This is a genomic window from Methylorubrum suomiense, from assembly GCF_022179765.1.
GTDB classification, from domain to species: domain Bacteria; phylum Pseudomonadota; class Alphaproteobacteria; order Rhizobiales; family Beijerinckiaceae; genus Methylobacterium; species Methylobacterium suomiense.
Map to the genome: position 1 here is coordinate 81,535 of NZ_BPRE01000012.1, position 16,308 is coordinate 97,842.

Consider the following 16,308-nt stretch of genomic DNA (forward strand, 5'->3'; position numbering starts at 1 on the left):
GCATGCCGAGCGCGGATGCGAGGCGGCGGCGTCGGCAACCGGCGTCGATCTCTGTATAAGCCCCGCCATGCCGTCCGACGAACGCCCCCTCGCCCTCACCCTCGGCGATCCCTCCGGGATCGGCCCCGAACTCGCCCTCGCCGCGTGGCTGTTGCGGGGGGAGCGCGGCGTGCCGCCGTTCCAGCTGATCGGCGATCCCGACTTCCTGGAGCGCGTCGCGCACCGGCTCGGCCTGTTCGTCCCCGTGGCCGAAGTCGAGCCGGAGGACGCCGTCGAGGTGTTTCCGAAGGCCCTGCCGGTGCTGCCGCTGCCGGGCGGGACCCGCATCGCGGCAACGCCCGGCGCGCCGGATTCCGCCAATGCCGGGGCGATCATCGAATCGATCACCGCAGCTGTCGATCTGGTGCGGTCGGGCCGCGCCTCGGCTGTGGTGACCAATCCCATCGCCAAGTTCGTGCTGACCAAGGTCGGCTTCGCCCATCCCGGTCATACCGAGTTTCTGGCAGCCCTCGCCGCCGGGCCGGGGCGTGCCGCGCCCCTGCCGGTGATGCTGATCTGGAGCGAGACGCTCAGCGTGGTGCCGGTGACGATTCACGTGGCCCTGCGGCAGGTGCCGGACTTGCTGACGCAAGGTCTCGTGGAGCGCACCGCCCGCATCGTCGAGGCCGACCTGCGCGCCCGCTTCGGATATGAAAAGCCGCGCCTCGTCCTGTCGGGACTCAATCCCCATGCCGGGGAGGCGGGCACCATGGGGACCGAGGATCGCGACGTGCTGGCCCCCGCCGTCGCGGCCCTGCGCGCCGAGGGCATCGACATCCGGGGCCCGTTGCCCGCCGACACCCTGTTCCACGAGCGGGCGCGGGCGACCTACGACGTGGCCCTCTGCCCGACCCACGACCAAGCCCTGATCCCGATCAAGACGCTCGCCTTCGACGAGGGCGTGAACGTGACGCTGGGCCTGCCCTTCGTGCGCACCTCCCCCGATCACGGCACCGCCTTCGACATCGCCGGCCAGGGCGTGGCCCGGCCCGACAGCCTGATCGCGGCGCTCAGGTTGGCGCGGCGGCTGGCGGCGAGCAACGTCACCCCCTTTCCTGCCCGCGCCTGATCGTCCTGGGATATCGATGACGACCGAATCCGTCAGCGCCGATGGCTTGCCGCCCCTGCGGGAGGTCGTGCGCCGCCACGGCCTGGAGCCGAAGAAGGCGCTGGGCCAGAACTTCCTGTTCGATCTCAACCTCACCGGTCGGATCGCCCGCGGCGCCGGCTCGCTCGACGGCGTCACCGTGGTCGAGGTCGGCCCCGGGCCCGGCGGGCTGACCCGGGCGCTGCTGGCGGCGGGCGCCCGGCGCGTCATCGCCATCGAGCGCGACCCGCGGGCCCTGCCCGCGCTCGCCGAGATCGCCGCGCATTATCCCGGCCGCCTCGACGTGGTCGAGACGGACGCGCTCGGCTTCGATCCGCGGCCGCTGATCGGCGATGGACCGGCGCGGATCGTTGCGAACCTTCCCTACAATGTCGCGACGCCCCTGCTGACCGGCTGGCTCGGGGCCGACCATCACGACGAGGCGTGGCCGCCCTGGTGGGATTCGGCGGTGCTGATGTTCCAGCGCGAGGTGGCCGAGCGCATCGTCGCCGACGAGGGCGACCGGGCGAATTACGGGCGTCTCGGTGTGCTCTGCGGCTGGCGCACCCAGGCGACGATCCTGTTCGACGTGGCCCCCTCCGCCTTCGTGCCCCCGCCCAAGGTCACCTCCAGCGTGGTCCATCTGCGCCCGCGATCGGAGCCCATGCCCTGCCGGATCGCCGATCTGGAGCGTGTGACCCGCGCGGCCTTCGGCCAGCGGCGCAAGATGCTGCGCCAGAGTCTCAAGGGCGCCACGGCTGATCCCGCCGCATTGCTGGCCGCCGCCGGCCTGCCGGAGACGGCGCGGGCGGAAGAGATCCCGGTCGAAGGCTTCGTCGCCCTCGCCCGCGCCCTCGCGGAACGTCCATAGGGCCCGGCGCCGGACGGCCTCTGCGCGTTAAAGCTCTAGTAGATCTGACTTTTTTCCAGGGCCCCGGCAGCTGTGCTGCGGGTCTGTGGTCAGAAGCCGTATTCGCACGGGTTGCATCGGGCCGGCACTTGCTTCGTCTATCCATCCGCAAGGATTCGATCCCAGATCTGCATTTCTGCTTGAATATCGGCTCTGTTTCGGACGATGGTCGAGCGAGGACGCGCCAGACGTCTACGTTCCACAGGGGCCGATGTGATGATCATCGAAGGTTTCACGGACAATCCGATAGCGGGCGATACGATTGGCCTCGTGCCGACGTCTTAGGTATGGAGTGTTTGCCTGGTGAGAGGGCGCACCCCTATGTCGCTGCTCAGTCTCTAGAGACGTGCGTGACCTGACCGTGTCGGGTCAGCGCCTTTAGGGGTCTGTTGTGTCGCGCATTTCTTCGATGAACCGACGATCGTCTCGTTGGAATGCGCAGCGGCGCGCGACCGTTGCTGACCAAGGGCGCGCCTGTTCGTACGGGACGTGATCGGCCGTGAGAGTGTTTGACGATATTCCGGCGCCGGCGCCCGGCTCGTCCTATGGCGGGCTGTTCTCCACGCGCGTCTACGAGGCCTCATCGGGCGGTACGCTTCGCCTCGACGATGCCGCCCTGCTGTTCAAGGGTGAGTTCACGCGCGTCGGCGCCGATCTCGTGATCGGTGACGGCTTCCACCGCGTGATCGTGCACGATTACTTCGCCGTCGAGCTGCGCCCGCGGTTGGAGGCGCCCAATGGCGCCGCTCTGAGCGAGACGGCGATCGCGGCCTTGAGCCTGCATCCGCACGGCGAGCAGGTGGCGCAGGCCGGTGCGCCGGAGCCCGCCGGGCCGATCGGCCGGGTCCAGACCTTGACCGGCACCGCGACCGTCATCCGCAACGGCGTCAGCGTCTCGCTCCGGGTCGGCGACCTCGTCTACAAGAACGACGCGCTCCAGACCGGCCGTGACTCCTCGCTCGCCGTGTCCTTCCTCGACGGCACCCTGTTCAATCTCGCCGCCGACGCACGGATGGTGCTGAACGGCATGGTCTATGCCGAGGGCGGCACCGGCAACTCGGCCCTGTTCGACCTCGTCCAGGGCACGATCTCGTTCGTGGCCGGCAAGGTCGCCAAGACCGGTGACATGAAGGTCGGCACGCCGGTGGCCACCATGGGCATTCGCGGCACCGCGGTGCATGTCCAGATCGAGGCGAATGGCGGTGATACCCGCTTCTCGGTGATGACCGAGCCCGATGGGACGGTCGGTCGCTTCGAGGTCTATGACCGCAACGATCCCTCCAAGATCCTGTTCACGGTCTCCGACCCGAGCGTCGCCACCACCGTCCATCCGGAAGGCGGGCGCGAGCCGCGGATCGAGACCGTGCAGAAGACCCTCGCGGAGATTGCCGAGGAGAAGGACCTCGTCCAGTCGCTGTTCAAGACCATCGCCGAATCGCCGCGGCTGCCGGTGTTCCAGGGGCCGCCCGGTGGCGGGCCCGGTTCGGGCGTTCCGCCCAACACGTTGCCGGACGGGCCCGATGGCGGCCCGGACGCGACCGGGCCGCGCAACCCGCCCGACACGCTGCAGCCCAATCGCGGACCCTTCACGCCCGGCCCCGGCGGGAACGAGCCCCCCGGCAACGGAACGCCCGGCCAAGACGGACCGGATCGCGATGGCCGCGGCCCGCCGCCGGGCGAGCCGGATCGCGAGACGCCGCCCTTGGCGGTGCTGCCGCAGACCGTGCCGGTGTTGCAGGACGCCGCCCTTACCGCGACCGATCCGGCCCGGGGCCTGCTCGGCTCGGGTTCCGTGTCCGGCTCCGCCACGCTCAGCGTGCTCGCCGCCCGCGCCGGGACGGGGCCGGACGGAGCCGACACCCCGCTCTCCGGCGGCAGCCTGTCGCTCCGGGGTGCCTACGGCGATCTCGTCCTGCACGCGGACGGGACCTATTCCTACACCGCCGATCGGGCGGCCTTCCTCTCCGAGGGGCGGGTCGGCACCGACGCCTTCAGCGTCACCGTCGGCGGTCCGAACGGCGCGCTCCTGCACACGGTCTTCACGATCGATGTGACCGGGCGCAACGACGCGCCGACATCCGGCCGTCCGCTCGTGCTCGCCGAGAGCCGGGCGGGCGAGCCCCGCGCGATGAGCGCCGCCGATCTCCGCGCAGGCGCCACCGATCTCGACGGCGACACCCTCGGCATCGCCGATCTCGCCGTGGCGAGCGGCGGCGGGCGGATCGTCGATCTCGGCGACGGGCAATACCGCTACGAGTCGGATGCGCAGTCCCACGGCACGGTCACCCTGAGCTATCGCATCACCGACGGTCATGGGGGCTTCTGTGACCAGACCGCGACCTTCACGCTGATCGAGGTCGAGGCGCCCCCGGTCCTGATCCTACCGGGCGGAGAAGCGAGCTACCGGGAGGATGCCGCGCCGCTCCTCCTCGCCGAGGGTTTGACGATCCGGGACGCCGACAGCACCAGCCTGAGCTCCGCCACCATACGGATCACCGGGAATTTCCGGGCCGACGAGGATGCGCTCGCCGTCAGCCTGACCGAGGGCGGCCCGATCCGAGCCGCGTACGATTCCTTCACCGGCGTTCTGACGCTCTCGGGCGAAGCGAGCCTTGCCGATTACGCAAAGGCGTCGGTCTCGCTCACCTACGCCAATGGCAGCGACGCTCCGTCCGAGGCGCCGCGAACGGTCTCGATCACGGTGGTCGATACCGATGGGCTGACGAGCGTACCGGTGATCCGCGAGGTCGCGGTGGTGGCGCGCCCGGACGCGCCGGAGGCGCGCGACGACAACGCCTTCGTCGAGGCCGGCAACGCGGTCACGATCTCGGTGCTTGCCAACGATGCCGATCCCGACGGCGGCGCCCTCACCCTCGGCGCGGTCGGCGAGCCCGGTCACGGCGCGGCGGTGCTGAACCCCGACGGCACGATCACCTATACGCCGAAGGCGGGCTTCACCGGCCCCGACAGCTTCACCTACACGATCCGCGACGCCGATGGTTTGACCGCGCAGGCGACCGTCGACGTGATCGTGGGCCGGGCCGGCCATCAGGCCATCGACGGAGATGTGTTCCTGCAGGGCGCCTATATGGAGATCGGCGTCGCCCAGCACGGTTCGCTCGGCTCGAAATCCGATGCACCGGAGGGGTTCCACCCTCAGGCGGGCGGTGGGCGGCAGCTGTCCTTCGTGATCGACGACGACGGCTGGGACACCGGTGCGGACACCACCTCCAACGACGTCACGATTCCCGGCACGCCCGAGGACGCCATCGTCATCGCCCATGACGGCCAGAGCTTCGCCAATTCCGAACGCACGAACAATATCCAGTTCGAGGCGACGACCACCGACACGTCGAGCGGCGGGCAGCTCCAGGCGACGACGATCGGCACCACCGCGGATGGCCTGAAGCTCACCCAGGTGATCGATCTCGACCCGAACGCCACCTATTTCCGCACCACGGTCACGCTCACGAACACCAGCGCCACGACGATGGCGGATGCCCGCTTCCTGCGCAGCTTCGATCCCGATCAGGACGCGATCCGTTACGGCGATTTCGCCACCGACAACGACGTCCTGTCGAACCCAACGGACCAGGGCGGCGTCGCGGTCGTCCAGGCCTATGGCCCGAATTCCGGCGTGTCGGTCAATCTCGTCGCCTTCGACAAGGCGGCGCGGGCGTCGAGCGATGGCTTCTACAACCACGACGCCTATCTCCCGAACGTCTACGACACGCCGCGGGACCCGAACGGCGCCCACGACGACGTCGGCATCTCGCTCACCATCAAGTTCGGCGACTTGGCCCCCGGCCAAGCCGCGACCCATAGCTTCTACACCTCGCTCAACGGGCGCCAGGGCGCCAACGATCTCGTGGTGGGCAGCGCGCGCGCCGAGACGCTGGACGGACGCGGCGGCGACGACATCATCCTCGGGCTCGGCGGCGGCGACACGCTCACCGGCGGCACCGGACGGGACACCTTCGTGTTCGATGCGCCGACCTTCGGGAAGACCAGCATCACCGACTTCACGGCGGGCGCCGACCTCCTCGAATTCGACCGCGCGGTCTTCGGCAGCGCCGAGGCCGTGCTCGGCCGCGCCGCGCAATCCGGCGGCGACGTGACCATCGCCTACGACCGGGACCATGTCCTGACCCTCAAGAACATGCTGCTGGCCGACCTTCACGCCAGCGATATCCACATTCTGTGACGGGCCGGCGCAGACCCGCCGGCCTCCACCTCTCCGCCCCGTCGAGGGCCCGAGCGTGTGCCTCGGGCCGACCGCGTCGATGCCGTCGCCTCAATGGGCGGGCAGCGAGGCTCCGGGCTTGTCGTGCCGGCCGAAGCGCTCGACCAGCGTCGCGCTGGCCTCGTTGAGGCCGATCACCTCGACGGTCATTCCCTGGCGGCGCGCCTTCATGACGACCCGGTCGAGGGCGCCCACCGCCGAGATGTCCCAGAAATGGGCCGCGTGCACATCGATGACGAGGTGATCCACCGGCTCGCGGGCGTCGAGCGCCTCGGTGAAGGCACCGGCCGAGGCGAAGAAAACCTGTCCGCTGACCCGGTAGGTCCGGGTGCGCCCGTCCGGCGCGAGTTCGGACGTGACGCGGGCCATCCGCGAGACCTTGCCGGCGAAGAACACCCCCGACAGCAGCACGCCCACCAGCACGCCGATCGCCAGATCCCGGGTCGCGACCACGACGGCCACGGTGGCCAGCATCACCAGGGAGGACGGCAGCGGGTTGGTGCGCAGTTCGAGGAGCGAGCGCCAGGAGAAGGTGTTGAGCGAGACCATGATCATCACCGCCGTCAGGGCCGCGACCGGCACGATGGCGAGCAGATCCTGCAACAGCACCAGCAGCACCAGCAGGAAGGCGCCAGCCACCAGCGTCGAGAGCCGGCCACGGGCCCCCGAGGAGACGTTGATGACCGATTGCCCGATCATGGCGCAGCCGCCCATGCCGCCGAACGCCGCCGAGGCCATGTTGGCGAGCCCCTGTCCGACGCATTCGCGGTTCTTGGAACTGCCGGTGTCGGTCATGTCGTCGACGATCTGCGCCGTGAGCAGGCTCTCCAGGAGGCCGACCGCCGCGAGCGTGAGCGCGTAGGGCAGGATGATCCGCAGGGTCTCGAAGGTGAGCGGCACGTCGGGCAGCGCGAAGGACGGCAGCGCCGTCGGCAGGGCGCCGAGATGGGCGACGGTGCGCACGTCGAGCCCGAGCCAAGCGGTGAGCCCGGTCAGGACCACGATCGCGACCAGCGGCGAGGGCACCGCGCGGGTGATCCGGGGGACGCCGTAGATGATGGCGAGCCCGAGCGCGATCAGCCCGTAGGTGGCCGGACTGACGCCGATCAGTTCCGGCCATTGCGCCAGGAAGATCAGGATCGCGAGCGCGTTGACGAAACCGGTCATCACCGAGCGCGAGACGAAGCGCATCAGCCGCCCGAGCCGCATCAGGCCGGCCGCGATCTGGATCACGCCCATCAGGAGCGTGGCGGCGAACAGGTAGGACACGCCGTGATCGCGCACGAGATCGACCATCACCACGGCGGTCGCGGCGGTGGCGGCCGAGATCATGGCCGGTCGCCCGCCCGCGAAGGCGATGACGATGGCGATGACGACGGAGGCGTAGAGGCCGACCTTCGGATCGACCCCGGCGATCACCGAGAAGCCGATTGCCTCCGGGATCAGGGCGAGGGCGACGACGATGCCCGACAGCGTGTCGGCCCAAGGCGAGCCGAGCCACGCGCGGGCGGCGTTCTTGACAGGGGACATGAGAAAATTCCGCAGGGGGACGCGGCGCCGCACAGGAGGCGGGGCGATGGAGGCGTCTCGAATGCGTGATCCGGCGGATCGGCGGCCGGAAGAGCCACCCGGGCTTGCACCGGGTCCAGGCGAGTTCCTCGCTTCTAGAACGTCAGGTGCTGCGGTGCAACGAGGCTTGCGTCGAACGGTGCCGCTCAGGCGGAGGCTGCCGACCGTCCGGTCACGCCGACCGCAGGCTCCGGCCGCTTCGGCCACGGCGCATGGTCCGGCACCGACGGCTTGCGCTCGGCGTCGGCACGATGGCTTGGCGCGCCGGCCGTCATCGAAACCCGCACCTCCGCCAAGGCATGCACGGCCATCGTCTCGCTGCGGCCGCGCAGGTGATACGCGCCGAGCGCCTCGGCTTCGATTCCGTTGGGAAGGGTCGGCAGCCGGGACAGGACCGCATCCGAGACCAGCACGCTCCGCCCGGTTTCCCGGCACAGGCCCTCCAGCCGGGCGGTCGCGTTCATGACGTCACCGAAATAGGCGATCTTGTGCCGGTCGACGCCGACCTCCGCCGTCACGACGCTGCCGCCGTGCAGGGCGGCGCGCAGCATGGGAACGAGGCCGAAGCGCGCGCGCCAGCGCTCCCGATCTCGGTCGAGGGTTTCGCGAATCGCGAAGATGCAGGCGACGCAGCGCGCCCGCTCGATGCCCCGCATCAGCGGCCAGGAGACGATGACCTGATCGCCGATATAGTCGTCGACCTGGCCGCGATGGCGCCGCACCGGCTCGGCGATCGCGGCGAAAACGTCCTTCAGGAGTTCCTGGGCGGCGAGGTCGCCGTGCTGCTCCGCGTAGGCGGTCGAGCCGACGAGATCGAGGAACAGGAACACACGCTCCTCGCTGACCGGGCGGTGGTAGCGCCCGAGGACGAGGCTCGTGAAGGTCTCGCTGCCGATCAGATCACGCACCCGCAGGACGGCGACGATCAAAGCCGAGACCGCCAGCGCGAACGGGATCGTGTGAAGCTTCGGCGTGACGGCTTCCACAAAAGCCTTGTCCGCGATGCCCAGCGCCCAGACGAGCGCGCCGGTCGCCGACATCGCCGCGACGATCAGGACGACCAAGCTGATCTCGGCGGCCGCGAAATAGGCCAGCGTCGGCAATTGCCGCAGGCGCCGGCTGTAGCGGCCCAGGAAGAGGCCGCGCTCATAGGCGATCACCAGCAGTCCGACACCCGTGCCGTAGAGAGCGCCGACGGGGTTTGGCCCATCGTGGAACAGCACGCCGTGCAGCGCGCCGAACCCGGCGCTGACGGCGGCGATGGTCATCCAAAAGGCCGGGCTGCCATACGACATCGTCATCACCGGCTTGGGAGCGCTGCCGGACAGACGAGCCGACAATCGCGGCGGCAGCGTGATGCCCGGAAACTTTCCGATGCACGGTTTCGACTGTCGTGCGCTACCGCACAGAATGCGAATACCCGTGACATTTGCAGAATTGCGTCACAGATTGTGTTCCGGCCGCGGCGGATCATCGATCTCCGGCCGAGCCGCGGGACCAATTACCGCAAGAAACTTACCGCCACCGGCACCAGCACGGCGGTCAGGAAGGCGTTCAGTCCCATGGCGATGCCGGCGAAAGTGCCGGCGACCTCGCTGACCTGAAAAGCGCGGGCCGTGCCGAGGCCGTGGGCGGCGAGCCCCGCTGCGAAGCCGCGGGCGCGCATGTCCTCGATGCGGAGCAGGCGCATCAGCGGCGTGACGATCACGGCACCGGCCATGCCGGTCATCATCACGAGCACGGCGGCGAGGGTCGGATCGCCGCCGAGCGCCTCGACGATGCCCATGGCGACGCCCGTCGTCACCGATTTCGGGGCCATGGCCAGCATCACCTCGTAGGGGATGCCGGCGAGGGTCGCGAAGACGAGGGCCGAGCCCATCGCCGTGACGCAGCCGACGACGAGGGCGGCCCCCATCGGCAGCAAGGCGCGCATCACCGTCTCGCGGCGCTCGTAGAGCGGCACGGCGAGGGCGACGGTGGCGGGACCGAGCAGGAAATGGACGAACTGCGCGCCCTGAAAATAGGTCGGATAGGGCGTGCCGGTGGCGAGGAGCACCAGCGCGATCATCCAGACCGAGTGGATCACCGGGTTGGCGATGGGGTGGCGCCCGGCGGCCTGAAACAGCCGGTCGGCCACGGCATAGGCCAGCAGCGTCACCGTCAGCCACAGCAGCGGCGTGCGGCTGAGATAGACCCAGAGGGCGAAGTCGCCGCTCATGGCGCTTCAGGCTTCCGCCGGGCCATCAGGCGCGAGACCGCGACGAAGGTCAGCACCGTGGTGACGAGGGTCAGGGTCACGGAGAGACACAGCACGATGGCCAGCGCGATTCCGTGGCTCGCCAGGACGTCGAGCTTGCCGACGATGCCTACCGCGGCCGGCACGAACATGATCGAGAGATGGGCGAGCAGCCCCTTGGCCGTGTTCTCCAGCCCGCCATCGACCAAGGGCGGCGGCAACAGGCGATGGGAGGCCGGGCGCCACCGGTCGCGCAGGACCAGAAAGGCCAGCAGCAGCGCCATGCCGATGACCGGTCCCGGCACCGGCACGCCGACGGCGCGGGCGCAGGCCTCGCCGAGGAGCTGCGCCAGCAGGATCAGGGTCAGGCCGACGATCATCGCGCCCGCTCCCGGCGATGAGCCATGATCATCGTCGTCGGTCTCAGGCGAGGGCGGCCGCGCCGCCGCTCTGGGCACGCCGCCGGGCGGCGTGGATGCCGTCCTCGTCGAAGCCCAGGAGCTTGCCGAGCCGCCAGACCAACGCCTCCTCGAATTCATGCACCGTGCCGTCGGCGCCCGCGACCGACCAGGCCATGGCGAGCAGCCGCTCGCGCTGCTCGGGGGCGCCGTCCTCGCCGATCAGCTCGACGAGGCTCGTCAGGTCGCGGGTCTGCGCGTCGAAGACGGAGGCGCGCTCGATCAGGGCCGCCGCCTCCGCGTCGCTGGCGGCGTAGCGCCCGCGCACGAGGCGGACCAGCCGCTCGAACTCGGCGGCGTCGAGCACCCCGTCGGCGCGGGCGACATGGACGAGGAGCGCGGTCGCGGCGAGGTGCTCCTCGCTGCCGTCCGGCGGCGGCTCGGTCTCGGGCGGCAGGCCGAAGGCGGCGGAGGCGTAGGCGAAAAGGCGGGACAACATGGCCATAACGGAATGCTCGTAACCCATTCCATCGCGCTGCGGGAGAGTTGCCGCGTCGGACCGCGGATCGATCCCGGATCGGCGTCAGATCTCGATGCGCCCGCCCGGGGCGCTCAGGCCGGGGGCGAGGCCCGCATCCAGGGCGACGCTCTTGACGATGGCGTGGACGGACCGGCCGACCGCGAGGTCGAGATCGCGGGCCGAGCCGCGGGTGAGCCGGGCGAGCAGGATCGCCTCCCCGCAGGCGACCTCGACGAGACAGGCGGCGCCCTCCTCCCGCAGGCCCGCGACGCGGCCGGGCAGCACATTGCGGGCGCTTAAGGAGCGCGGCGCCTCGGTGGCCAGCAGGACGTCGCGGGCGGGCAGGCGCAGGTTCAGCCGCCGGCCCGTGGGGAGCGCCAGGAGGGGCACGTCGAGCGTGCCGGCCGGGCCGACGAGCCGGGTCAGGCCGGCGTCGGGATCGTGCGCCGTCACCGTCATGGCGAGCACGCTGCCGGCCTCCGCGCCATCGGGGATCAGGTCGGACCGGCGCAGCACCGCATCGACCGATCCCTGGCCGACGACGCGGCCCCCCTCCAAGACCACCACCGTCGAGGCGAGGCGGGCGACTTCGGCGACCGAGTGGCTGACATAGACGATCGGCAGCCCGGCCTCGTCGCGCAGCCGCTCGATATAGGGCAGGATCTCGCGCTTGCGGGCCTCGTCGAGGGCCGAGAGCGGTTCGTCCATGAGCAGCAGCCGCGGGCGCGCCAGCAGGGCCCGGCCGATGGCGACGCGCTGGCGCTCGCCCCCCGACAGACCGGCCGGGCGCCGCTCGAGCAGCGCCACGATGCCGAGAAGCTCCGCCACCGCCTCCAGCGACGGGCCACCCTGTCCACGGGAGAAGAGCCGGCCGAAGCGCAGATTCTGCCGAACGGAAAGATGCGGCAGCAGCCGCGCCTCCTGGAACACGCAGCCGATCCGGCGGCGATGCACCGGGACCCGCACGCCCCGATCCGTATCGAGCAGGACCGTGCCGTCGACGACGATGCGCCCCCGCTGCGGTTGGGCGAGGCCGGCGATCAGGTCGATCACCGTGGTCTTGCCCGAGCCGGAGCGGCCGAACAGGGCGGTGAGCCCGGCGCCCGCCGTGAAGGTGACCTCCAGCGAGAAGGTGTCGCGATGGAGCGTGACGTCCACGTCGATCGTCACGGGCTAAGGGCTCCACGGCGCGGTTGCGGCGTTGTCGGCGGGACACGAGGAGACCCGATGATCACCGTCCATCACTTGGAGAACAGCCGCTCGCAGCGGGTGCTGTGGCTGCTCGAAGAACTCGGGACCGCCTATACGGTGAAGCGCTACGAGCGGGACCCGGCGACGATGCGGGCGCCGCGGGAGCTGCGCGCCATCCATCCCCTGGGTAAGTCGCCCGTGATCGAGGCGGACGGCCGGATCGTCGCGGAGACCGGGGCGATCGTCGAATTCCTGACCGAACGGGCGGGCGGTGCCTTGGTGCCGGCGCAGGGCAGCGCGGAGCGCGCCCGCTACACCTACTACCTTCACTATGCCGAGGGCTCGGCGATGCCGCCGCTGCTCCTCAAACTCGTCTTCTCCCGGCTGGCTCCCGGTAGCCCCGCCCTGCTCCGTCCGCTGGTTCGGGCGATCGCCGGGAAGGTTACGGACGGTTTCGTCGATCCGGAGCTGCGTCGGCACGCAGCGTATTGGGAAACGGAACTCGCCGAGCGCCCCTATTTCTGCGGGCCGGATTTCACCGCGGCCGACATCATGATGAGCTTCCCCCTCGAAGCCTTCGCCGCACGCGGCACCGGCGCGGGGCCGCGGGTGACGGATTGGCTTGCCCGCATCCATGCGCGCCCGGCCTATGGCCGCGCGCTCGCGCGGGGCGGAGCCTATACCTACGCCTGATCGCGATGCGCGCCGCATCAGCCCGCCCCCAGCCGCCGGCTCATGCGCCGCGCCAGCCATTCGGACGCGACCAGGGCCAGCATCGAGACCGCCACGGAGACGAGGATGAGACGGAGCGCGGCCCCCTCCCCGCCCGGCACCTGGGTCAGGGTGTAAATCGCCGAGGGCAGGGTTTGGGTCTCGCCGGGGATGTTCGAGACGAAGGTGATCGTCGCGCCGAACTCGCCCATCGCCTTGGCGAAGGCCAGCACCGCTCCGGCAAGGCAGCCGGGCAGGCTCAGCGGCAGGGTAACGAGCAGAAACACCAGCGACGGCGACGCTCCCAGGGTGCCCGCCGCCTGTTCCAGCTTGCCGTCCACGGCCTCGATCGAGAGCCGCATCGCCCGGACCATCAGCGGAAAGCCCATCACGGCGCAGGCGAGCGCCGCCCCGGTCCAGCGGAAGGAGAACACGATGCCGATCTCCGCGAGCCACGCGCCGAACACGCCCCTGCGCCCGAAGCCGAGCAGCAGCAGGTAGCCGGTCACGACCGGAGGGAGGATCAGTGGTAGATGCACCAGCCCGTCGAGCAGCGCGTGACCGGGGAAGCGCCGGCGCGCCAGCAGCCACGCGACGAGAAGGCCGAGCGGCAGGCTGCACAGGGTCGCTACCGACGCGACCTTGAGGGAGAGGAAGAGCGCCGTCACCTCGTCCGGGGTGAGACCGAGCCCGCTCAGCACGGCGCGGTCAGCCGTCGCGCGCTCAGGAACGCTTCTCCGTGCCGATCACGACGAAGCCCTGGCGTTCGAAGAACGGCCGGGCGGCCGGGCTGCGCAGATAGCTCAGGAAGGCCGCGCCGTCGGCGTTGCGGGACTCCTTGGTGAGCGCCGCCGGATAGACGATGGGCGGATGGCTGCCCTCGGGAAACGTCGCCACCACGTCGACGCTCGGATCACTCGCCGCGTCGGTGGCGTAGACGATGCCGAGCGGTGCCTCGCCGCGGGAGACGAGCAACAGGGCAGCACGGACGTTCTCGGCCTGGGCGACCTGTGACTTCACGCCGTCCCACGCGCCGAGCTTTTCCAGCGCCGCCTTCCCGTACTTGCCCGCCGGCACCGCTTCGACATTGCCCATGGCGAGCCGCCCGCCGGCCAGGGCCTTGGCGAGGTCGACGCCCGGTTCCAGGGGGATCTTGGTGTTCGCCCCCTTCGGCGCCACCAGCACGATCGCGTTGCGCAGGAGGTTGGTGCGGGTCTCGGGGCGAATGGTGCCGTTCTTCTCGGCATAGTCCATCCAGGCCAGATCGGCCGAGAAGAACAGGTCGGCGGGTGCCCCCGACTCGATCTGCTTGGCCAGCGCATTGGAGCCCGCATAGGAGAGCCGGCTGGTCTTGCCGGTCTCCTTGGTCCAGGCCGCACTGGCCTCGTCGAGGGCATTCTTCAGGCTGGCGGCGGCGAAGACGACCACGGGCTCCTCGGCCCGCGCCGGGAGGGCCGCCGACACTGCTCCCGCGGCGAGGGCGAGAGCGAGGCCGGCGATCCAGGCGCGGCGGGGGCGGGATACGGTCACGGCCATGATCTCCGAGGGCCGCCGTGGCGGCGACCCGCAAGCGCTATAGCCGAATGGGAACGACGCTGCCAGGGCCGAGCGGCAGCGCCCCGTGTGTCAGCTGTTGTCCGGCCCGGTGGCGGAAGGCTCCGGCTCGCCGGCGGTGAAGCCCTCGAGCCAGTCCAGGCTCTGCTGCGAGCCGGCCTCGTAGGGGTTGGCGGAATCGGGCTTGCCTTGCGCCTTGGCGGCCCGGCCCTCGTCGTAGATCGTCCGCGACACCACAGCCATGAGTTCGTCCTTTCGAAGGGAGGGTCCGGCCGACAAGCCGGTTCGGCGCGGGGAGTTCCGTTGTAGCCCCGTCTCAGGCAGCGGAAGTCGGATCCTCCCCCGGCCGCGTTTCGGCCCGATGGAGTCGGCTGAGCAGCACGAGCAACGAACCCGGCAACGGGGCCTCCAGGGCGCCGGTATCGAGGATCGGTGACCGCTCGGTGCGACGGCGGTCGGGCCGAGGCTCCTGCTTGACCACGATTGGCGGGCGGCGGCGGGTGGGTTTGGGTGTCATGACGCGACCGGTACTCAGGACGCCTGTGTTGGAACGAGAGGCCGGTGGGAACGCGGTTTCACCGAACCGGTTCCGCGCGTTCCGGCTACAAATTAAACATGTTGCCTGCGGATTAGGCGGTTTATGCCTTGCCTGTGCTGCCGCTGCGACAGGTCTCCTCCTGGGGCGGCGGCGGTCCGATCCGCAAAACCCGTGGCCGGATGAAGCGGCCGGTGTTAGAGGGCGCTCCATGCTCGAAGGCCTGCCGCCGCACCGTCCGACCCACGTCCTGCGCCTGATCACGGACGAGCCGTCCGCGCGCGCCATGACCGAACTCCTCGGTGAGATGTTCGATCCCATGGAGACGGCGGTGGCCGCCTTCGAGGTCGAGGAGACCGGGGCTTGGCGCCTGGAGGCCTATTTCTCCGAGGAGCCGGACACGGAGATGATCCTCGACTTGATTCGCCCGTTGGTGGGCGATCAGGCGGATGCGGCGGTCTTCGAGACCATCGACCAGCAGGATTGGGTGAGAGCCTCGCTGGAGGGGTTGAAGCCCGTACGGGCCGGCCGCTTCCTCGTTCACGGCTCGCATGACCGTGAACATGTACGTCCCAACGACCTCGCCATCGAGATCGAGGCGGCGCTGGCATTCGGCACGGGTCACCACGGCACCACTCTGGGCTGCCTGCGGGCGCTGGTCGCCGAGCTGAAGCGCCGCCGTCCGGCCCGCGTGCTCGATGTCGGCACCGGCACCGGCATCCTGGGGTTTGCCGCCGCCCGCGCGCTGCACGTGCCGGTCGTCGCGGGCGATCTCGATCCGGAAGCGGTGGAAACGGCCCGGGGCAATGCCCGCCTCAACGGCCTCGGACCCCTGATGCGGCTCTACCAAGGCCCCGGCGTGCGTCACGCCCTGGCCGACCGCGCCCGCGGCTTCGACGTCGTCTTCGCCAACATCCTGGCCCGGCCCCTCAAGCGCCTCGCCCCCTCGCTGACGGCGGTGGTGGCCGATGACGGCGTCCTGATCCTGTCGGGCCTGATCGAGCGCGATGTACCCGGCGTCCTCTCGACCTACCGCCATCGCGGTTTCCATCTCGCCCGCGCCGGGCTCATCGAGGGGTGGGCCACGCTGGTGCTCCGGCGCGGCGGTGCGGCGGCCCGGCCGCGCTGAGTTCCTCGCGGTCGAACTCGGCTTCGGTTCGCGTCGTCTCGACAAGCGTCGAACCGGGCGTCGGGAAACCGAACCCGCGCGGCTCGAAAGCGGTCCGCAGTCGCGGCATCACGATCCGTCCCGGCCTCACGCGGTCCCTCGACCGGCTCCCGACAAATCGCCCGCCGAACACGGAGGCAGCGATTG

General features: G+C 70.3%; 14 protein-coding genes and 1 other annotated feature. Of the genes, 5 read left to right on the plus strand and 9 right to left on the minus strand.

The window, feature by feature from the left end:
* The first annotated feature begins 67 nt into the window (after nucleotides 1-67).
* The 3 genes from pdxA (at nucleotide 68) to MFF26_RS18255 (ending at nucleotide 6,240) form a co-directional block, all read left to right on the plus strand.
* On the plus strand, nucleotides 68-1,108 hold the full coding sequence (pdxA, locus tag MFF26_RS18245; protein WP_137829184.1) for a 4-hydroxythreonine-4-phosphate dehydrogenase PdxA: 1,041 nt from the start codon (nucleotides 68-70) through the stop codon (nucleotides 1,106-1,108).
* Between the two features lie 16 nt (nucleotides 1,109-1,124).
* The gene (gene rsmA, locus MFF26_RS18250) at nucleotides 1,125-1,997 is read left to right on the plus strand and encodes a 16S rRNA (adenine(1518)-N(6)/adenine(1519)-N(6))-dimethyltransferase RsmA (protein WP_137829183.1); all 873 of its coding nucleotides are present in this window, start codon (nucleotides 1,125-1,127) and stop codon (nucleotides 1,995-1,997) included.
* 538 nt (nucleotides 1,998-2,535) lie between these two features.
* Nucleotides 2,536-6,240, plus strand: a complete 3,705-nt coding sequence (locus tag MFF26_RS18255; RefSeq protein WP_238308282.1) for a cadherin-like domain-containing protein — start codon at nucleotides 2,536-2,538, stop codon at nucleotides 6,238-6,240.
* Between the two features lie 90 nt (nucleotides 6,241-6,330).
* Here MFF26_RS18255 and MFF26_RS18260 read toward each other — a convergent pair whose 3' ends face one another.
* The 6 genes from MFF26_RS18260 to modC form a co-directional block, all read right to left on the minus strand.
* Complete coding sequence (locus tag MFF26_RS18260; RefSeq protein ID WP_137829181.1) at nucleotides 6,331-7,809, minus strand: SulP family inorganic anion transporter; 1,479 nt, start codon at nucleotides 7,807-7,809, stop codon at nucleotides 6,331-6,333.
* Between the two features lie 64 nt (nucleotides 7,810-7,873).
* Nucleotides 7,874-7,929: a sequence feature (sul1 is cis-regulatory element that is thought to sense ions involved in sulfur or methionine metabolism; They are found in Alphaproteobacteria), on the minus strand.
* Between the two features lie 65 nt (nucleotides 7,930-7,994).
* Nucleotides 7,995-9,149, minus strand: a complete 1,155-nt coding sequence (locus MFF26_RS18265) for an adenylate/guanylate cyclase domain-containing protein (protein WP_238308283.1) — start codon at nucleotides 9,147-9,149, stop codon at nucleotides 7,995-7,997.
* 200 nt (nucleotides 9,150-9,349) lie between these two features.
* Complete coding sequence (locus tag MFF26_RS18270) at nucleotides 9,350-10,066, minus strand: LrgB family protein (RefSeq protein ID WP_137829180.1); 717 nt, start codon at nucleotides 10,064-10,066, stop codon at nucleotides 9,350-9,352.
* The gene (locus MFF26_RS18275; RefSeq protein ID WP_137829179.1) at nucleotides 10,063-10,464 is read right to left on the minus strand and encodes a CidA/LrgA family protein; all 402 of its coding nucleotides are present in this window, start codon (nucleotides 10,462-10,464) and stop codon (nucleotides 10,063-10,065) included. Before MFF26_RS18275 ends, MFF26_RS18270 begins: the two co-directional genes overlap by 4 nt.
* Before the next feature lie 43 nt (nucleotides 10,465-10,507).
* Complete coding sequence (locus tag MFF26_RS18280) at nucleotides 10,508-10,987, minus strand: tellurite resistance TerB family protein (protein WP_137829178.1); 480 nt, start codon at nucleotides 10,985-10,987, stop codon at nucleotides 10,508-10,510.
* A 78-nt stretch (nucleotides 10,988-11,065) separates the two neighbouring features.
* Entirely contained in the window at nucleotides 11,066-12,172 is a 1,107-nt protein-coding gene (modC, locus tag MFF26_RS18285; RefSeq protein WP_137829177.1) for a molybdenum ABC transporter ATP-binding protein, read from the minus strand.
* A 57-nt stretch (nucleotides 12,173-12,229) separates the two neighbouring features.
* Between modC and MFF26_RS18290 the strand changes: the two genes are divergently transcribed.
* The gene (locus tag MFF26_RS18290) at nucleotides 12,230-12,886 is read left to right on the plus strand and encodes a glutathione S-transferase (RefSeq protein ID WP_137829176.1); all 657 of its coding nucleotides are present in this window, start codon (nucleotides 12,230-12,232) and stop codon (nucleotides 12,884-12,886) included.
* 17 nt (nucleotides 12,887-12,903) lie between these two features.
* Here the strand turns inward: MFF26_RS18290 and modB are convergent, their stop codons facing one another.
* The 3 genes from modB to MFF26_RS18305 all read right to left on the minus strand — a co-directional run bounded on the left by modB (nucleotide 12,904) and on the right by MFF26_RS18305 (nucleotide 14,701).
* A complete protein-coding gene (gene modB, locus MFF26_RS18295; protein WP_238308284.1) occupies nucleotides 12,904-13,605 on the minus strand; it encodes a molybdate ABC transporter permease subunit in 702 nt (233 codons plus the stop codon).
* A gap of 22 nt (nucleotides 13,606-13,627) precedes the next feature.
* Nucleotides 13,628-14,434 (minus strand): molybdate ABC transporter substrate-binding protein, encoded by an 807-nt coding sequence (modA, locus tag MFF26_RS18300; RefSeq protein ID WP_373324496.1) that lies wholly within the window; start codon nucleotides 14,432-14,434, stop codon nucleotides 13,628-13,630.
* A gap of 96 nt (nucleotides 14,435-14,530) precedes the next feature.
* Entirely contained in the window at nucleotides 14,531-14,701 is a 171-nt protein-coding gene (locus MFF26_RS18305) for a hypothetical protein (RefSeq protein ID WP_171015456.1), read from the minus strand.
* 503 nt (nucleotides 14,702-15,204) lie between these two features.
* Between MFF26_RS18305 and MFF26_RS18310 the strand changes: the two genes are divergently transcribed.
* A complete protein-coding gene (locus tag MFF26_RS18310) occupies nucleotides 15,205-16,122 on the plus strand; it encodes a 50S ribosomal protein L11 methyltransferase (RefSeq protein WP_238308285.1) in 918 nt (305 codons plus the stop codon).
* The last annotated feature ends 186 nt before the right edge of the window (nucleotides 16,123-16,308 follow it).

Coding starts and splice junctions, on each gene's coding strand:
- pdxA (WP_137829184.1), top strand. CDS start 68: ATGCCGTCCGACGAACGCCCCCTCGCCCTCACCCTCGGCGATCCCTCC.
- rsmA (WP_137829183.1), top strand. CDS start 1,125: ATGACGACCGAATCCGTCAGCGCCGATGGCTTGCCGCCCCTGCGGGAG.
- MFF26_RS18260 (WP_137829181.1), bottom strand. CDS start 7,809: ATGTCCCCTGTCAAGAACGCCGCCCGCGCGTGGCTCGGCTCGCCTTGG.
- MFF26_RS18265 (WP_238308283.1), bottom strand. CDS start 9,149: ATGACGATGTCGTATGGCAGCCCGGCCTTTTGGATGACCATCGCCGCC.
- MFF26_RS18270 (WP_137829180.1), bottom strand. CDS start 10,066: ATGAGCGGCGACTTCGCCCTCTGGGTCTATCTCAGCCGCACGCCGCTG.
- MFF26_RS18275 (WP_137829179.1), bottom strand. CDS start 10,464: ATGATCGTCGGCCTGACCCTGATCCTGCTGGCGCAGCTCCTCGGCGAG.
- MFF26_RS18280 (WP_137829178.1), bottom strand. CDS start 10,987: ATGGCCATGTTGTCCCGCCTTTTCGCCTACGCCTCCGCCGCCTTCGGC.
- MFF26_RS18290 (WP_137829176.1), top strand. CDS start 12,230: ATGATCACCGTCCATCACTTGGAGAACAGCCGCTCGCAGCGGGTGCTG.
- MFF26_RS18305 (WP_171015456.1), bottom strand. CDS start 14,701: ATGGCTGTGGTGTCGCGGACGATCTACGACGAGGGCCGGGCCGCCAAG.
- MFF26_RS18310 (WP_238308285.1), top strand. CDS start 15,205: ATGCTCGAAGGCCTGCCGCCGCACCGTCCGACCCACGTCCTGCGCCTG.